This window comes from Clostridium sp. 1001271st1 H5, from assembly GCF_005845215.1.
GTDB lineage: Bacteria > Bacillota > Clostridia > Lachnospirales > Lachnospiraceae > Enterocloster.
The window spans coordinates 247,746-264,474 of record NZ_SPHO01000008.1 but is presented as its reverse complement, the minus strand read 5'-3'; the positions used below and the strand labels follow the sequence as shown (position 1 = coordinate 264,474).

Here is a 16,729-nt window from a genome sequence, read left to right as displayed (position 1 = left end):
TAAAATTCTCTATTTACAAAAAAGAACTTGATTGTTATAGTAAATACAGAAAACAAGTTTGTTATTACGTAAGGGTAAGCAAGACTGTTTATAATACTTTCACAGGGGGTATTATAAGCAGTTTTTTTATATCATGAAATTCCTGTATTCATTTGTTTCAGATATAGCGGAGGGAAAACCATTGAAAATCATCAGAGTCCTGAATACAAATGCAGTAGTGACACTGGACTTAAGCGGCAGGGAGGTTATCCTCACAGGCCCCGGAATCGGATTCAGCAAGAAAAAGGGAGACTGCCTGGATGAGAAGCTGGTTGATAAAACCTACTGCCTGCAGAGCGGCGAGGCCAGCAGACGGCTTCAGGACATTGTATGCTCTGTGTCGGAACGATACCTTGAAATCGCCGGAAAGGTGGTGGATGAAGCCAGAAACCAGGAAGGGTTGAAAGTCAACGACATACTGTATGTAACCCTTACGGACCATATCAACTCAGCCCTGGAACGGTACCAGGCCGGCATCTTTCTGAAAAACATGATGAAGATTGATATCCGCAAGTTTTATCCCAGGGAGTATGCCGTGGCCCGGAAGGCCGTGGCCTGGATAAAGGAGGACACCGGAATTGACCTTGGGGAGGATGAGGCAGCCTTTATCGCCATGCATATCACTGCCTCTGAATTAGAGGGCAGCGCCTGTTCCCAGCTGCAGAACATCACGGACTTAATCAGCTCCATCCTTCAAATTATACGGCTTCATTTTAAGATACAGTTTCACGAAGACTCCGTTTCATACCAGCGCTTCATCACGCACCTGAAATTTTTCTCTGCCAGGATATTCGACAGGACTCCCTATCAGGATACCATGCAGGAAATATACCAGGTCCTGGTGTCCCAGAATGAACATGCATATTCCGGCGTGAAAAAGGTGGCTGATTTGATAAAGAGACAGTATGACTACACCCTCAGCATGGATGAACAGCTGTATCTGCTGATTCACCTGAAACGCATCCTGGATGAGGAACAGGAAACTTAATAGGGAAACCCAAGTTTGTTATTATTCAGTTAAGCAAGACTTGATTGCAGAAGGCGCACAGCCCGGGAAGTTGTGCCTTCTGCAGTCAGGTCTTTTTATATTTCAAATAACCAAATATTATGATGAGGTGAAATTTATGGATTACGAAAATGTGGCAAAAAAGATATTACAGCGGGTGGGCGGAAAAGAAAATGTGGTCAGCCTGATACACTGCATGACACGGCTGCGCTTTACGCTGAAGGATGAATCCATTGTGGACGATGAGGCTGTGCGGAGTACAAAAGGAGTCATGGGCATAATGAAGAAGGCAGGCCAGTATCAAATCATCATCGGCAACGATGTGGGCACTGTCTATAAGGAACTGTGCAGGCTGGGCAGTTTTTCAGATAAATCCCCTGCCGGACCAGCTCCCAAAAAAGAAAAGCAGAACATACTGTCCATGCTGATGGATACCATCTCGGGCGTTATGACCCCGGTCATTCCGGCCATCATAGGCGCTGCCATGATTAAGGTCCTTCTGACCCTCCTTCCCATGCTGGGCATCCTGGACACGACCGGCAGCACCTACAGCCTGCTGAGCGTGATGGGCGACGGGGCATTCTTCTTTATGCCGGTGCTGATTGCCGTATCTGCATCCAGAAAATTCGGCACCAATGTTTATTACAGCGTAAGCATTGCCCTTATCATGCTCCATCCCAATTTTATCACCATGATGAACACGGCCCATGATGCCGGGGAAACCATACAATTCCTGGGATTCCTGCCTGTATCCTATGCCTCCTACTCCTATTCCGTCATACCCATTATCCTGGCCGTATGGTCCCTTAAATACGTGGAAAAGCTGGCGGACCGGATTACCCCGGTCATTACAAAGAACTTTTTGAAACCAATGCTGGTGGTGCTCATAGAGGCTCCCATTGCTTTAATCATCCTTGGGCCCCTGGGTGCGATTTTCGGAAATGTACTGTCCGACGTGGTTTATTTTGTACATGATAAGCTGGGCTTCATTGCCATCGGCCTCATCGCCGGTATCTATCCCTTTGTGGTCATGGCAGGGATGCACCATGCATTCACACCCATCAAACTGGGAATGCTTGCCACCACGGGATATGAAAACTTTATCTGTATCGGAGAGCTCTGTTCCAACATGGCCCAGGGCGCTGCCTCCGCAGCAGTGGCTTTAAAGAGCCGGAACAAGGATTTCAAGCAGGTAGCCGGTTCCTCTGCCTTCTCCGCCCTGGTAGCAGGAATCACGGAGCCCGCCCTCTACGGCGTTACCCTTCGTTTAAAACGCCCTATGCTGGGCGCATGTATCGGTGCCATGGCCGGAGGACTCTTTGGCGGGTTCTTCCAGATGAAGTGTTTCGGAATCGCCACTCCTGCCATTGTAACCATTGTACAGTATGTGGAAGAAAGCCGCCCCATGAGCCTGATGATTGCAGCCCTTACCATCCTTCTGACCGTGGTGGTCACCTTTATCGCCACCCTGCTCATTGGTTTTGAGGATGTGGCGGATGAAGAGGAAGACGGAGATGATAACCTCATGCCTGTCCCCGCAGGGACATCCTCATCTGACGCATCTCAGACCCTTGCTGACATAACCGTTCCAAGCCCCCTGGAAGGCAGATGCATCCCCATATCCCAGGTAAAGGATGCCACCTTCGCAAAAGAAATCCTTGGAAAAGGCGCAGCCATCCTGCCTGAGGGAAATACCATCCTCTCCCCCTTTGACGGAACGGTCGCAGTTATGTTTGAGACAGGCCACGCAGTGGGTCTTATAAGCAGGGACGGAGTGGAGCTTTTAATCCATGTGGGCATAGACACCGTTAACCTGGGCGGACAGTTCTTCCATCCGGTCAAAAGGACCGGAGACAGCGTCCGCAGGGGCGAAGTCCTTCTGACCTTTGACCGGGAAGAAATACAGAAGGCCGGATACGACATTACCACACCGGTTATCGTATCCAATACCGGAGATTATTCAGATGTGGTTCCTGTCCGCAGCGGCAGGGTCCAGCCCCTGGAGCCGCTTTTGAACATACGCTAGACCCTTATTTCAAACACAGCATACCTATTTCAAACACAGCACACTCATACCTTATACACGGTAAGCTTTTGTTTTACCGCATAAGACAGTACATTCAATTTTATAAAAAAAGGAGGAACCATATGAACTGCAAAGAATTGCCTGTTTTTCCAAAAGACTTTCTGTGGGGAAGCGCTTCCGCCGCCTACCAGGTGGAAGGCGGATATCTGGAAGACGGAAAAGGACTGACAAACTGGGATACATTTGTGCGGATTCCCGGGAAAACATATAAAGGAACCACCGGAGACACCGCAGTGGACCACTATCACCGGTACAGGGAGGATATTGGCCTTATGGCGGAAATGGGCCTTAAAACCTACCGTTTCTCCGTATCCTGGGCCAGAATCTTCCCAAAAGGCACAGGAACTCCCAACGAAAGCGGACTGGCTTTCTATGAGAGCCTGATTGACGAATGTTTAAAACATAATATTGAACCTATAGTGACCATATTCCACTGGGACCTTCCCCAGGCGCTGGTGGAAGCCTACGGCGGATGGGAGAATCCCAGAATCATTGATGATTATACAGCCTATGCCGAAACCCTCTTTGCCCGCTTCGGAAGCAAGGTAAAATACTGGATTACCCTGAATGAACAGAATATCTTCACCTCCCTGGGCTGGCTCACTGCCCAGCATCCTCCGGGAAAATTCGACGACAGGAAAATGTTTTATCAGGTCAACCACCATGCATTCATGGCCCATGCAAAAGCTGTTCTGGCCTACCGCCGGATGGGCGGCACAGGCATGATTGGCGCCAGCTTTGCCTACACCCCATCCTATGCCCTGGACTGCCGGCCGTCCAATGCAATGGCAAAATGCAATTACGATGATATGAAAAACTATTGGTGGATGGATGTATATGCATACGGACGCTATCCCAAAGCCACCATGGCTTACCTGAAAAAGCAGGGAACCGCCCCTCATATGGAGGACGGCGACGAGGACATCCTCAAAGAGGCTGCCGCCGGAATATCCTTCATGGGCGTAAACTACTACCAGAGCTGTGTATGCGAGTACAATCCCCCGGACGGCGCCGCCCCTTACGGCTCCATGAACACCACGGGGGTAAAGGGCTCCTCCCAGGAAACCGGAATTCCCGGCATTTACAAAAACCCCGCCAATCCCTATCTCATGACCACGGATTGGGACTGGAGCATTGACCCTGCAGGTCTTAAGTACTGCTGCCGGGAAATCACCAGCCGTTATGCCCTTCCTGTCATTATTTCCGAAAACGGCCTTGGAGCCTTTGACAAAAAGGAGGAGGACGGCCGGATTCATGACCCCTACCGCATCAAATACCTGAAAGAGCATCTGAAATCCCTGGCGGAAGCCCTGGATGAGGGCTGTCAGGTTCTGGCCTACTGCACCTGGTCCTTTACGGACCTGCTGAGCTGGCTCAACGGATACCAGAAACGTTACGGCTTCATCTACGTGGACCGGGGCGAGGAAGAAGGGGCATCCATGAACCGCTATAAAAAGGACAGCTATTACTGGTATCAGGAAGTCATAAGGACAAACGGCGCAAATCTGTCAGACCGCGGACAGGACAATCAGGGATAGGACAATCAGGGGCAGGAATAACAGGGACCGGACGGAGAATGAATACCGTTTTAAATTCCTGCCGTTCCAAGTCCCTGCCGTTTCAAATCCCTACCGCTCTTCCCTGAAATACGGAAGTCCCAGACTCTGGGGCGGCTGGTATTCCCTCTTCTTTCTCAGGCTGGTTATAACCAGTACCACAATGGTGACCACATAGGGCAGCGCCTTGAATATCTCCTGGGCGCCTCTGTCCAGGCCCGGAATATACAGGTAAAGGATGTACAGGCCACCGAACAGGATGGAGCCCCAGATGGCATTGACCGGTTTCCACAGGGCGAAAATAACCAGGGCAATTGCCAGCCATCCTCTGTCCCCGAATCCGTTGTTGGTCCAGGTACCGCCGGAGTACTCCATGACAAAATAGAGTCCGCCCAGGCCGCTGATGCCGCCCCCGAGGCAGGTGGCCAGGTACTTGTAGGCCGTTACATTGATGCCTGCCGCATCCGCGGTCGCCGGGCTCTCTCCCACTGCCCTTAAGTTCAGTCCCTTCCTGGTCTTAGCCAGGAAAAATGCCAGAGCCAGGGCCAGAACAATTGCCAGATAAGTCAGGAACCCGTAGGAAAAGAAAATCTGTCCAATGACGCCCAGCCCGGATAATCCGGGTATGGGCTTCTTATAGGCTGCTCCTGTCACTGCCACGGAAATCTGGCCCACGCCGCCAGCCAGCTTTGCCAGGGAACCGCCGAAGAAATTGCCGAAGCCAACGCCGAAGGTGGTGAGGGCCAGACCGGTCACGTTCTGATTGGCCCGCAGCGTAATGGTCAGGACGCTGTATACCAGTCCTCCCAGGGCAGCGCACGCAAAGGCGCACACAAAGGAAATCAAAAGTCCCGCCAGACCGTTTGGATTCACTGTCCCGTTCTCATACAGGAAGGCCCCAATCAGTCCGGCTATACCGCCCATATACATCATACCGGGAATACCCAGGTTCAGGTTGCCGGATTTCTCTGTCATGATTTCTCCCAGGGCTCCGTATAGAATGCCGATGCCCTGACCGATTGCTTTCTGAATAAATATAACCCAAAAACCCATAATCTCGCCTCCTTATGACAATTTTGCCCCTGCTTCTTTCCGTTTGCCGCGGACTCCCACCTTGAAATTGATGAAGAATTCGCAGCCCAGGATAAAGAAGAGGATGATGCCTGTTATTACATCAGAGGCATTTTCATTCAGGTTAAACTGGGAGGCAATCTGTCCTGCTCCCTTCTGCATAAACACCAGGAAAAATGAAACCAGTATCATGGCAAAGGCGTTAAACTTGCTGAGCCATGATACGATGATGGCCGTGAATCCCCTGCCGCCCGCCGTGCTGGTGGATATGGTATGGCTGGCGCCGCTGACAATGATAAAACCCGCAATACCGCAGATGGCGCCGGACAGGGCCATGGTCCGGATGATAACCTTCTTCACATTGATACCCGCGTATCTGGCCGTGTTCTCGCTCTCTCCCACAACCGCAATCTCATACCCCTGCTTGCTGTACTTCAGATAAATGAAAACAGCCAGGGTCAGAGCCAGCACGATTACCAGGTTCCAGCCGTATTCCAGGCCAAAGAGCTTTGGAAGCCATCCTCCTTTTGTGGAGGAATTGATGGTTCCCACGGAGTTGGAGCCTTTGGGATTCTCCCAGAAAATAATGCAGTATGTGATGACCTGCATGGCCACATAGTTCATCATCAATGTAAACAATGTCTCGTTGGTGTTCCAGTATGCCTTGAAAAATGCAGGGATGGCCGCCCATACCATGGCTGACAGGGCGCTTCCCAGCAGCATCAGCGGAAACAGGACCAGGGGAGGCAGGGAATTGCCAAGGTAAATCATCATGGCCGCGGATGTGACGCCGCCAATCAGTACCTGCCCCTCTGCGCCGATGTTCCAGAACCGCATCTTAAATGCAGGCGTGATGCCGATTGCAATACAGAGCAGCACCAGGGTGTCCCGGATGGTCATCCAGGTACGCCTTTTAGTACCCACTGCCCCGTCAAAGATTCCTTTGTATACCTCCAGGGGATTAAGCCCTGTAAGGGCATAGATGACCCCTGCACAGACCACCAGTGATAGCAGGACCGCTCCCAGCCGGATGGCCCAGGCCTTCCACATGTCAATCTCGTCCCTCTTGGATATATGCATCAGAGGCTCCTTGTTGGATACTGCCGTCATCTCCTTACTCACTTAAGCCACCTCCTGTCCTGGTCATCATCAGTCCCACCTGTTCCTTGGTCGCTGTCCTAGCGTCCACAATTCCGTTTACCTGTCCTCCGCACAGCACCAGAATGCGGTCGCACAGCTCCAGCAGCACATCCAGGTCCTCGCCCACACAGATAACGGCCGCCCCCTGTTTCTTCTGCTCGTTCAGAAGATGGTAAATGGTGTAGGATGAGTTGATATCCAGTCCCCGGACCGGATAAGCCACCATAAGCACCTTTGGATTGGAGGAAATCTCCCTTCCCACCAGCACCTTCTGTACATTTCCTCCTGACAGCTTGCGCACCGGTGTGGTGACACCCGGGGTCACGATTTCCAGCTCCTCTATAATCTGCTCAGCCAGGCTCTTTGGCGTTTTCCTGTCCGTAAAGAAAGAACGCCCCCTGCGGTAGCCCCTGAGCATCATATTGTCCGTCATGTCCATGGCGCCCACCAGCCCCATGCCCAGGCGGTCCTCAGGCACAAAGGAGAGCCTGACCCCCAGCTTATTGATGGCTGAGGCGCTCATGCCGGACAGCTGCTTTTCACCGCCCTCCGGCGGATAATAGGTGATGGTGCCGCCTGCCATTGGCTGAAGTCCTGCAATGGACTCCAGCAGCTCCCTCTGGCCGCTTCCTGCAATACCCGCGATTCCCAGTATCTCACCGCTGTAAGCAGTAAAGGAAGCATGGTCCAGGGTCGTCACCCCTTCCTTGTCCACGCAGGTGACGCCTTCCGCCGCCAGGCGGCGTTCCGGGTTCACCGGCTCCGGCCGTTCAATGTTCAGGCTCACCTTCTTTCCCACCATCATCTCAGTCAGGGATTCCTCGGTGGCGTCCGCCGTAAATACAGTGCCGATATACTGGCCCTTGCGCAGTACGGACACCCGGTCTGACAGAGCCAGCACCTCATGAAGCTTATGGGTGATGATGATGATGGAATGGCCTGCCTCGCGCATGTTGCGCAGCACGGCGAACAGCTTGTCCGTTTCCTGGGGCGTCAGAACAGCCGTGGGCTCGTCCAGAATCAGGATATCCACCCCGCGGTACAAAAGCTTGACAATTTCCACGGTCTGCTTCTGGGATACGGACATGGTGTATATCTTCTGGTCCGGGTCCAGCTCAAATCCGTATTTGGATGTCAGCTCGTTGATTCTGGCGGAGACGGCCTTCATGTCCAGCACTTCCCTGCCGGACAGTCCCAGGATAATGTTTTCAGCCGCTGTCAGCACGTCCACCAGTTTAAAATGCTGGTGAATCATGCCGATGCCCAGGGCAAAGGAGTCCTTGGGCGAACGAATGGTAACCTCCTTTCCGTTTACGAATATCTGTCCCTCATCCGGGTAGTAGATACCGGAAATCATGTTCATGAGGGTGGTCTTACCGCTTCCGTTCTCACCCAGGACAGACAGGATTTCCCCCCTCTTCACAGACAGGCATACCTTGTCGTTGGCAGTTACCTTGCCGAACCGTTTTGTAATATTTTTCAGTTCAATTGCATATTCGTCGCTCACCCGGCAAACCTCCGTTCTTTGTAATTGGTTGTGTGCTGTTGGCTCATAGCCGGCTGGAAAAAAGCGGAGCCAGATATGGATGGCTCCGCTTTTACAGCCTTTAATTTCCAGCGGGAAATTATCGCATTTTCTATCTTAGTTGTCAATTGTGGTGATGCCGTCAATCAGGATATCAAAGGATGGCGCGGAACCGAACTCTGACTCATGGAAATATCCGTCGGAGATATACTCGATATCGCTGCCGTCTTTCCTATATGTATCCAGTGTCTCGCCGCCAACAGTCCATGTGGAGGTATCAAATACATGAAGCTCGCCGGATGCCAGCTTAGCCTCTACCTCTTCCACCTTTTCCTTTGTTCCGGGAGCAACAGCAGCCTCGTTCAGCTCTGTAATCAGAACTGCGCCGTCAGAGAAGCCCTTGCACCAGTCAACCGGAATCTCGGTTCCGTCAACAACATGCTGTACAGCCTCGGTCACATATGCGCCCCAGTTATTGGAAGCAGATGTAAGAGCCTGGTTTGGCGCGGTTGCAATCATGGAAATGTTGTAGCCCACACAGGGAACGCCTGCTGCCTCACATGCAGTAGGAGCGCCTGTGGTATCTGCGTGCTGGCTGATCAGGACGCATCCGTCGGAAATCAGGGCATCTGCCGCTTCCTTCTCCAGGTCAAAGCTTGCCCAGCTGTTGGTGTACTTAACTTCCATGGTGGCGTCCGGGCATACGGAACGCACGCCTAAGAAGAAGGATGTATATCCGCTGATAACCTCAGCATAGGGATAAGCGCCTACATAACCAATCTTGCAGGCATCTGCCTTCACGGTGCCGTCCTCTATCATCTGGTTCAGCTTCAGTCCGGCCACAACACCGGATACGTAGCGTGCCTCAAAGATAGATGTGAAATAATTGTGCATGTTGCTCAGGCCGCTGGAAGCTGCCTGGAAGCCGGTTGCATGGCAGAACTGGACGTCCGGGTATTCCTTTGCCGCCTCAATCACATAGGACTCATGTCCAAAGCTGTTTGCAAATACAATCTGGCATCCCTGGTCTGCAAGGTCCATGGCTGCATCCTTTGCAGTCTCATCCTCAGGGATATTCCACTTAACGATAATCTGGTCGTCGGACAGTCCCAGGGCTTCCTTCATCTCCATGGCGCCGTTATAATGAGCGGCCGTATAGCCCTCGTTCTCATCGCCTATGTAGACAAAACCAATCTTTAAATCTTCCTTGGCGATGCCGCCTGCTGCCGGTGCTTCGGACGCCTCTGTCTCCGCTCCCTCTGCTGCTGCGCTAGTTTCCGCCTCTGCTGCTGTGGATGCGGCTGCCGTGGTGGACTCTGCCGTGTTAGAGCCGCCGCAGGCCGCAAGTGACACGGTCATCACGCCCGCCATGGCTACGCTTGCTAACTTTTTTAATTTCATATTACTCTCCTCCATGAAGTGTAGTTTGCAGGACCCGATTAAAATACGTCAGGTACTGGCTGCTCCATTACACCTGACGTTCCATCGTTGTCCTACCCATTAAAAAGTAACACAAATACCAGTTAAGTATATCTATTTTTTCTTCTATTGTCAATATTAACCAGGGATTTCGACCCATTTTTACACAATAAGACAGGATTGCTTTTATTTATCAGCAATCCTGCCTTTGATTCTTAAGCTATGCTTATAATTCAGTTTCTTTCCCCTGCATTTTCATAAAATACTTCACACATGACACCTGCGCCGATACGGAACCCGTCCGTAAAACTCTGGGTCTTCTCAATGAAGGTAAGCTCCAGGTAATGTTCCATCAGAAGGTCGAATTCTTCCTTCATAGCCCGGTCCAGCTTATCGGTGAACCGGTTGAAATCATCCATGGACTGCCTGGACAGCCCATCGTATTCCGCATTACCGCATATGGCGTTTTCCGCCGGGCATAAATCCCCTCTGTACAACTGCTGCAAAATCTTTCCCATACCTTTTTCCTGCCTTTCTTCTGTCGTATTAGTTTCACAGAAAGGCGGGGCGTCACGCCGCATGCTCCATCCGCTCTCAACTCATTCTCTCATCAACCAATCATCTTCTCTCATCATCTGTAAAGGATATACGCAGCGCAGGGCTATGGCTCCCCCACCTGTCTATATATCCAGGATAGCACAGCCCGGGGCCAAATGCAACTAAACTTCTCCCCGGACCTGCTCCTCACCTGCACGGCTGAAGATTTCCATGAATTCGTCTCCCGTGATGGTTTCCTTTTCCAGGAGATAGGCTGCTATCTCATGGAGCTTTCCTTCATTTTCCTTCAGTATGGAAAGGGCCTTGCGGTGCTGCTCCTTCACAATGGACACCACCTGCTCGTCGATGCGTTTTGCCGTGTCGGGAGCGCAAATCAGGGATGTGTCCCCTCCCAGATACTGGTTGTTCACGGTTTCCATGGCCACCATATCAAATTCATCGGTCATGCCAAACCGTGTCACCATGGAACGGGCAATCTTGGTGGCCTGCTCAATATCGTTGGAAGCTCCAGTGGTGACCGAGTGGAAAATCAGCTCCTCCGCCGCACGGCCGCCTGTAAAGGTGGCAATCTTATCCAGAGCCTCCTCCTTGCTCATAAGGTAGCGTTCTCCCTGGTCCACCTGCATGGTATATCCCAATGCTCCCGATGTCCTGGGTATAATGGTAATCTTCTGGACCGGGGCGCTGTGGCTCTGGCAGGCAGCCACCAGAGCATGGCCCACCTCATGATACGCCACGATTCTGCGTTCCTTCTGGGAAATGACCGCATTCTTTTTCTGGTAACCTGCGATAACCGTTTCCACGCTTTCCTCCAGGTCGGCCTCCACAACGGCGCTGCGGCCCATGCGCACCGCCCTCAGGGCAGCCTCATTGATGATATTGGCCAGCTCCGCGCCGCTGGCCCCTGCCGTGGCCCTGGCAATGGCGTTGTAATCCACATCATCCGACATCTTCACGTTCTGCCCGTGGACCTTTAAGATGGCCTCACGGCCCTTTAAGTCAGGCAGCTCCACCGGCACCCTGCGGTCAAAACGGCCGGGACGCAGAAGGGCCTTGTCCAGGGATTCCGGACGGTTGGTGGCGGCCAGGATGACCACGCCCTTCTTTCCGTCAAAGCCATCCATCTCGGTCAGCAGCTGGTTCAGGGTCTGCTCGCGCTCATCGTTTCCGCTCATGCCGCCGCCGTCCCGCTTCTTGCCGATGGTGTCGATTTCATCAATAAATACAATACACGGCGCCTTGTCATTGGCCTGCTTAAACAGGTCCCTGACCTTGGCAGCGCCCATGCCCACGAACATTTCCACGAATTCTGAACCTGAGATGGAGAAGAAGGGCACATGGGCCTCCCCTGCCACGGCTCTTGCAAGGAGCGTCTTGCCGGTTCCGGGAGGGCCCACCAGCAGGGCTCCCTTGGGAAGATTGGCTCCGATATCCGCATACTTCTGGGGATTGTGCAGGAAGTCCACAATCTCCTTCAGGGCATCCTTGGCTTCCTCCTCCCCTGCCACGTCGGCAAAGGTAATTCCTGTCTCGTTCTCAGCATATATCTTTGCATTGGACTTTCCGAAGGTCATGGCGTTGCTGCCGCCCATCCGCTTGGAAAGCATACGGCCCATGATGTTTCCAATGACAATAAACATCAGAATGGGCGCCACCCAGGACATCAGGAAGCTTAAGAGCGGTGAAGCCTTGGTCTGGATTTCCCCTGTAAAGTTCTCCACATCCGCATTCTGCAGCCGTCCGACCAGGTCGTCCCCCGGAATCGGCCCTGTCTTATAGCTGACATTCCACTGCTTCTGGTCCTTTTTCGTGAACTGAATCTGTGATTCCCCGTTGCTGACATACACATCCTTCACATTCCCGGCGTCCAGTTCCTTCAGGAACTCGCTGTACGGCACCTCCACCGAATGCTCCATCATGGGAAATACCAGGGCATTTAGCACCATCACCACCAATATCACCAGAAAATAATAATAGATGAACGGCTTTTTAGGCGTGCCGCTTTTTAGGTTTCTCTTTCCGTTCTCTTCATTCGCACCCATACCAGGTCTCCTTTTCTTACTTCATACTCATGGACCGGGATATTCCCGGCTTCATTGCCGCCTCGTCCATATCCCGCTGTACACCATGTAAGATAATACCATTTGCAACTTTTGTCAATGGTTAATTGTAAGTTTTTATTTACTTTTAATATTTATTGACTTTTCTCCACAGGTGTGATAAAACGGTTACAGAACATAGCGAGGAGGTAATGGGCATGAACCGTGAACCGGCAGACAGCAGACATGTAGGGGAACATTTCATGGATTTTGCCATTGAATTCTTTAACCTGGCAAAGAACAGCTACCATCAGCAGAACCAGATACGGGCCAATTCCGCTGCTTTCCAGGTTCTGATGCAGTTAAACCAGCCGGGCAGACCGGCGCCGACCATGTCGGAGATGGCCCTGCATCTGGGCATAACCAAGCAGCAGCTTACCAAGCTGGTCAATGACTTGGAGGAAAAAAACCTGGTGCTCAGACAGCACGATTCCAGGAACCGGCGCCATGTATACCTGACGATTACGCCGGAGGGCTCCTCCATTATGAAGCAGCTGAAGGAGGCCATGCTGGAGTGCACAGTATCCCGCCTTTCCTCCTATAATCAGGAAGAACTGGCGGAGCTGGACCACTGCCTGATGCGCCTGGGCGTACTGCTGGAAAAATTCGCCGCCTCGGATGATACATCCTGCGGGGATTTTCCTGAATTGTAACAAACAAAAGCCGCTGCCGTCAGCCGCGTCATGCAGGCAATGCATGTTACGGCTGACAGCAGCGGCTTTTCCCATACAGGCACAGGATACAGATATGCCTACAGCACCTTGCTCAGGAAAGATTTCAAACGCTCATTTTTAGGGTTGGAGAAAAATTCCTCCGGTCCGGCTTCCTCCATGAAATGTCCTTCGTCCATAAACATGACCCTGGTGGCCACCTCCCTGGCAAAGCCCATCTCATGCGTCACCACCACCATGGTCATCTTTTCCCTGGCCAAATCGCGCATAACGCTGAGAACCTCTCCCACCATCTCAGGGTCCAGGGCGGAGGTGGGCTCGTCAAACAGCATCACATCCGGCTTCATGCACAGGGCGCGTACAATGGCAATACGCTGCTTCTGACCGCCTGAAAGCTGGCTGGGATATGCATGGGCCCTGTCCGCCAGTCCCACTCGTTCCAGAAGCTCCATGGCCTCATCCTCAGCTTCCTTCTGTCCCTTTCCCTGAAGCTTCATGGGGGCAATGGTCAGGTTCTTCATGATATCCATGTGGGGGAAGAGATTAAACTGCTGGAACACCATCCCCATCTTCTGGCGGTGCTTGTCAATATCCGTCCTGGGGTCCGTGATGTCAGTGCCCTCAAAGAAAATATGTCCGCTTGTGGGTTCCTCCAGCAGGTTCAGACACCGGAGGAAGGTGCTTTTGCCGGAACCGGAAGGCCCGACCACAAAGACCACATCCCCCTTGTGGATATCCACAGTGATTCCCTTTAAGACATCAATGGAGCCAAAACTCTTTCCCAGGTTCTCCACCCGGATTAAAGACTGTCCGTTAAACACTCCTGAATTACCGCTCATTCTGTCTCAGCCTCCTTTCCAGTATCTGAATCAGCTTTGTAAATATCATAACAATAATAAGGTAAATGACGGCCACCGCAATCAAAGGCATAAAGGCGCTGTAGGTCCTGCTCCGGATAATATCCCCGCCCTTGGTCAAATCCTGGATGGCAATGTAGCCGGATACCGAGGTTTCCTTTAACAGGGAAATGAACTCGTTGCACAGGGTGGGCAGCACTGTCTTAAACGCCTGGGGCATGATAATGTACCACATGGTCTGGGCATAGTTGAAGCCCAGGCTGCGGCCGGCCTCCATCTGCCCCGCATCAACGGACATGATGCCGCTTCTGAATATCTCCGCCACATAGGCTCCGGAGTTGACGCCAAAGGCCAGGATGGCCACAATGACCTTGTCTACCCTGACGCTTCCGAATACCACGAAGTAGATGATTAACAGCTGCACCACCACTGGCGTACCGCGGATTACGGTCAGGTACACTTTACAGATAGCATTGAGCACCTTAAGCTTATGGGTCTTTTCATAGGTGGAACGTATCATTCCCACCAGGAATCCCAGCACAATTCCCATAAGACAGGCAAAAAAGGTAATTATCAACGTTGTCTTGAGGCCCTCGGTCAGATATTTCCACCGGTTGTCCGCCACAAAGTTCAGGTAAAACGCATCTGTAAATGTCTTCCACATGCTCATCATCCTCTGCTCTTTCTTTATGATTCGTAAGCCAGGGCAGACGCCCTGTTCTCCTTTGCCATACAGTCAAAAACTGCCGCCCTGCAGGAACGGGGATGCGGTGCGTCAATGCACCTCCCTTTCTGCAGCCTGCGGCAGTCTTATACTCTGTACGCTTACTCAGCCTTGATATACTTAGCCACGATTTCGTCCAGTGTCCCGTTGTCCTTCAGGGTCTTAAGGGCGCCGTTGATTTTCTCCAGCAGCTCTGTGTTCCCCTTCTTAACAGCAATGGCATACTCCTCGTCGGTAAAGGACTCTTCCAGAATCTTTAATCCTGCTGTCTCGGCAACAAAGGTCTTGGCAGGCTCCCCGTCGATTACAACCGCGTCAATCTTGCCCTGGCTCAGTGCCTGAACAGCCTCAAAGCCCTTGTTGTAACGCTCAACCGTGGTTCCGTCAGCCTCCAGGTCGGATACATAGATATCGCCTGTGGTTCCCAGCTGCACGCCTACGATTACGCCCTTTAAGTCATCAGGAGATGCAATCTCGCTGTCCTCTGTCACGATAATCTTCTGGGATGCCTTTGCATAGGTATCGGAAAAATCTACGGACTGCATACGGTCTTCCGTAACAGTCATACCGGCCAGACCCATATCAGCCTTACCGGATACAATCTCAGGAATAATAGAATCAAAAGCAATATCCTCAATCTCCAGCTCCATGCCCAGCTCATCGGCAATGGCCTTTGCGATTTCCGCGTCAATACCTACAATGGAATCTCCGTCATGAAACTCATAAGGAGGGAACTCCGCATTGGTTGCCATGACCAGCTTGCCGCCTGCGGCTTCCTTAGCTGCCTCAGTCTCAGCTGCCTCTGCGCTGGTCTCATCCTTGCTCCCGGCTGCTGTGGTGTCTTCTGTCTTCTCCTCTGCTGTTGCTGCTGTGGTGTCAGCTGCTGTTGTCTCTTTTGCACCGCCGCCGCAGGCTGTCAGGGAAGCAGCCATCAGTGCTGCCATGGTGATTGCTAAAACCTTCTTCTTCATAATAATATTCTCCTCTTTTCTTTTATGCATCAAATTGCATAACTATAAATACATTCAACATTTTATATTATAATGCATTTTTTTAGTTTAGCAAGAGGAAAATGCGGGAATCAACAAAGAATCAGCAAAGATTCCGTCTAATCCCTTCTCTGTCTTTGGCCTGCAAGCACCAGATGCTTTGCCAGCACGGCCGTGGTCACCGCCCCCACGCCGCCCGGCACAGGCGTTGCCATGGATGCAAGGGGCTCGATTGACTGGAAATCCACATCCCCGCATAATTTTCCATTTTCATCCACATTGATGCCCACGTCGATGACAATGGCATCCTGCCCTGTGTGGCGGCCATCCAGCATTCTGGCCTTTCCTGCCGCCGCCACCAGGATATCAGCTCTGCGGCACTCTGCCTCCAGGTCCCTGGTCCTGGTATGGCAGATGGTTACCGTTGCATTTTCCTTCAGCATCAGCATGGACAGCGGACGGCCCACCACCATGCTGCGGCCCACTATGGTCACGTTCTTGCCTGTCATGTCTATCCCGTTGGCCTTTAACACCTCTATGACTGCCTCGGCCGTACAGGGTGCAAAGCCTGTTTTGTCCCCGGCAAACACCTTGGCAATATTGGCCGGGGAAATCCCGTCCAAATCCTTTTCCGGGTCAATCATCTTCTCAATGTCTGTTTCCGCAATCTGCTTTGGCAGGGGACGCAGCAGCAGGATTCCCGCCACATCCGGGTCATTGTTTATCTTATCAAATTCAGCCTTAAAATCCCTGTCGCTTATCTGTTCCGGGAACACATAGGACCGGACCCGCAGGCCGAAGTTCTCCATCTTCTTTACAGCCCCCCGTTCATATGACATGTCATCCGGTTTTTCCCCCACCCGCACAATAGCCAGCTTCGGAGCCGGGCCTTCCAGGCCTTCCATCATCTGTGATACCTGCTCCTTGATTTTTGCCGAAACCTCGGCGCCTTTTAATACTTTCATCTTCCTTCTCCTTCCTGTCTGCCG

14 protein-coding genes are annotated in these 16,729 nt (G+C 52.0%); 4 read left to right on the top strand and 10 right to left on the bottom strand.

Features of this window, described 5'->3' with window-relative positions:
- Positions 1-181 precede the first annotated feature (181 nt).
- The 3 genes from FGS84_RS14515 to FGS84_RS14505 all read left to right on the top strand — a co-directional run bounded on the left by FGS84_RS14515 (position 182) and on the right by FGS84_RS14505 (position 4,669).
- The gene (locus tag FGS84_RS14515) at positions 182-1,027 is read left to right on the top strand and encodes a PRD domain-containing protein (protein ID WP_240305573.1); all 846 of its coding nucleotides are present in this window, start codon (positions 182-184) and stop codon (positions 1,025-1,027) included.
- A 136-nt stretch (positions 1,028-1,163) separates the two neighbouring features.
- Positions 1,164-3,071: a beta-glucoside-specific PTS transporter subunit IIABC gene (locus tag FGS84_RS14510; protein WP_138309256.1), complete on the top strand. Its 1,908-nt coding sequence runs from the start codon at positions 1,164-1,166 to the stop codon at positions 3,069-3,071.
- Between the two features lie 122 nt (positions 3,072-3,193).
- Positions 3,194-4,669 (top strand): glycoside hydrolase family 1 protein, encoded by a 1,476-nt coding sequence (locus FGS84_RS14505; protein WP_138309255.1) that lies wholly within the window; start codon positions 3,194-3,196, stop codon positions 4,667-4,669.
- A 90-nt stretch (positions 4,670-4,759) separates the two neighbouring features.
- Here the strand turns inward: FGS84_RS14505 and FGS84_RS14500 are convergent, their stop codons facing one another.
- The 6 genes from FGS84_RS14500 to ftsH form a co-directional block, all read right to left on the bottom strand.
- Positions 4,760-5,740, bottom strand: coding sequence for an ABC transporter permease (locus tag FGS84_RS14500; RefSeq protein WP_138309254.1), 981 nt, complete (start codon positions 5,738-5,740; stop codon positions 4,760-4,762).
- 12 nt (positions 5,741-5,752) lie between these two features.
- Positions 5,753-6,880 carry an ABC transporter permease gene (locus tag FGS84_RS14495; protein ID WP_138309253.1) on the bottom strand — a complete coding sequence of 376 codons (1,128 nt, stop codon included), beginning with the start codon at positions 6,878-6,880 and terminating at the stop codon, positions 5,753-5,755.
- On the bottom strand, positions 6,873-8,405 hold the full coding sequence (locus tag FGS84_RS14490) for an ABC transporter ATP-binding protein (RefSeq protein ID WP_138309252.1): 1,533 nt from the start codon (positions 8,403-8,405) through the stop codon (positions 6,873-6,875). The genes FGS84_RS14495 and FGS84_RS14490 overlap by 8 nt, the downstream gene beginning before the upstream one ends.
- A 135-nt stretch (positions 8,406-8,540) precedes the next feature.
- Entirely contained in the window at positions 8,541-9,824 is a 1,284-nt protein-coding gene (locus FGS84_RS14485; RefSeq protein ID WP_138309251.1) for a BMP family ABC transporter substrate-binding protein, read from the bottom strand.
- 251 nt (positions 9,825-10,075) lie between these two features.
- Complete coding sequence (locus FGS84_RS14480) at positions 10,076-10,360, bottom strand: DUF6809 family protein (protein WP_138309250.1); 285 nt, start codon at positions 10,358-10,360, stop codon at positions 10,076-10,078.
- 201 nt (positions 10,361-10,561) lie between these two features.
- A complete protein-coding gene (ftsH, locus tag FGS84_RS14475; RefSeq protein ID WP_138309249.1) occupies positions 10,562-12,442 on the bottom strand; it encodes an ATP-dependent zinc metalloprotease FtsH in 1,881 nt (626 codons plus the stop codon).
- A gap of 215 nt (positions 12,443-12,657) precedes the next feature.
- On the opposite strand from ftsH, the gene FGS84_RS14470 reads away from it, so the two are divergent.
- Positions 12,658-13,152 carry a MarR family transcriptional regulator gene (locus FGS84_RS14470; protein ID WP_138309248.1) on the top strand — a complete coding sequence of 165 codons (495 nt, stop codon included), beginning with the start codon at positions 12,658-12,660 and terminating at the stop codon, positions 13,150-13,152.
- A 98-nt stretch (positions 13,153-13,250) separates the two neighbouring features.
- Here the strand turns inward: FGS84_RS14470 and FGS84_RS14465 are convergent, their stop codons facing one another.
- From FGS84_RS14465 to FGS84_RS14450, 4 genes are all read right to left on the bottom strand, one after another.
- Positions 13,251-14,009: an amino acid ABC transporter ATP-binding protein gene (locus FGS84_RS14465; RefSeq protein ID WP_138309247.1), complete on the bottom strand. Its 759-nt coding sequence runs from the start codon at positions 14,007-14,009 to the stop codon at positions 13,251-13,253.
- A complete protein-coding gene (locus FGS84_RS14460; protein WP_138309246.1) occupies positions 13,999-14,691 on the bottom strand; it encodes an amino acid ABC transporter permease in 693 nt (230 codons plus the stop codon). The genes FGS84_RS14465 and FGS84_RS14460 overlap by 11 nt, the downstream gene beginning before the upstream one ends.
- 161 nt (positions 14,692-14,852) lie before the next feature.
- Positions 14,853-15,722, bottom strand: coding sequence for a basic amino acid ABC transporter substrate-binding protein (locus tag FGS84_RS14455; RefSeq protein ID WP_138309245.1), 870 nt, complete (start codon positions 15,720-15,722; stop codon positions 14,853-14,855).
- Positions 15,723-15,859: 137 nt separating this feature from the next.
- Positions 15,860-16,705, bottom strand: coding sequence for a bifunctional 5,10-methylenetetrahydrofolate dehydrogenase/5,10-methenyltetrahydrofolate cyclohydrolase (locus tag FGS84_RS14450; RefSeq protein WP_138309244.1), 846 nt, complete (start codon positions 16,703-16,705; stop codon positions 15,860-15,862).
- Between the last annotated feature and the right edge of the window lie 24 nt (positions 16,706-16,729).

Excerpts from the sequence above, each read along its gene's own strand:
- FGS84_RS14510 (WP_138309256.1), top strand. The coding sequence starts at position 1,164 with ATGGATTACGAAAATGTGGCAAAAAAGATATTACAGCGGGTGGGCGGA.
- FGS84_RS14505 (WP_138309255.1), top strand. The coding sequence starts at position 3,194 with ATGAACTGCAAAGAATTGCCTGTTTTTCCAAAAGACTTTCTGTGGGGA.
- FGS84_RS14500 (WP_138309254.1), bottom strand. The coding sequence starts at position 5,740 with ATGGGTTTTTGGGTTATATTTATTCAGAAAGCAATCGGTCAGGGCATC.
- FGS84_RS14485 (WP_138309251.1), bottom strand. The coding sequence starts at position 9,824 with ATGAAATTAAAAAAGTTAGCAAGCGTAGCCATGGCGGGCGTGATGACC.
- FGS84_RS14480 (WP_138309250.1), bottom strand. The coding sequence starts at position 10,360 with ATGGGAAAGATTTTGCAGCAGTTGTACAGAGGGGATTTATGCCCGGCG.
- ftsH (WP_138309249.1), bottom strand. The coding sequence starts at position 12,442 with ATGGGTGCGAATGAAGAGAACGGAAAGAGAAACCTAAAAAGCGGCACG.
- FGS84_RS14470 (WP_138309248.1), top strand. The coding sequence starts at position 12,658 with ATGAACCGTGAACCGGCAGACAGCAGACATGTAGGGGAACATTTCATG.
- FGS84_RS14465 (WP_138309247.1), bottom strand. The coding sequence starts at position 14,009 with ATGAGCGGTAATTCAGGAGTGTTTAACGGACAGTCTTTAATCCGGGTG.
- FGS84_RS14460 (WP_138309246.1), bottom strand. The coding sequence starts at position 14,691 with ATGTGGAAGACATTTACAGATGCGTTTTACCTGAACTTTGTGGCGGAC.
- FGS84_RS14455 (WP_138309245.1), bottom strand. The coding sequence starts at position 15,722 with ATGAAGAAGAAGGTTTTAGCAATCACCATGGCAGCACTGATGGCTGCT.
- FGS84_RS14450 (WP_138309244.1), bottom strand. The coding sequence starts at position 16,705 with ATGAAAGTATTAAAAGGCGCCGAGGTTTCGGCAAAAATCAAGGAGCAG.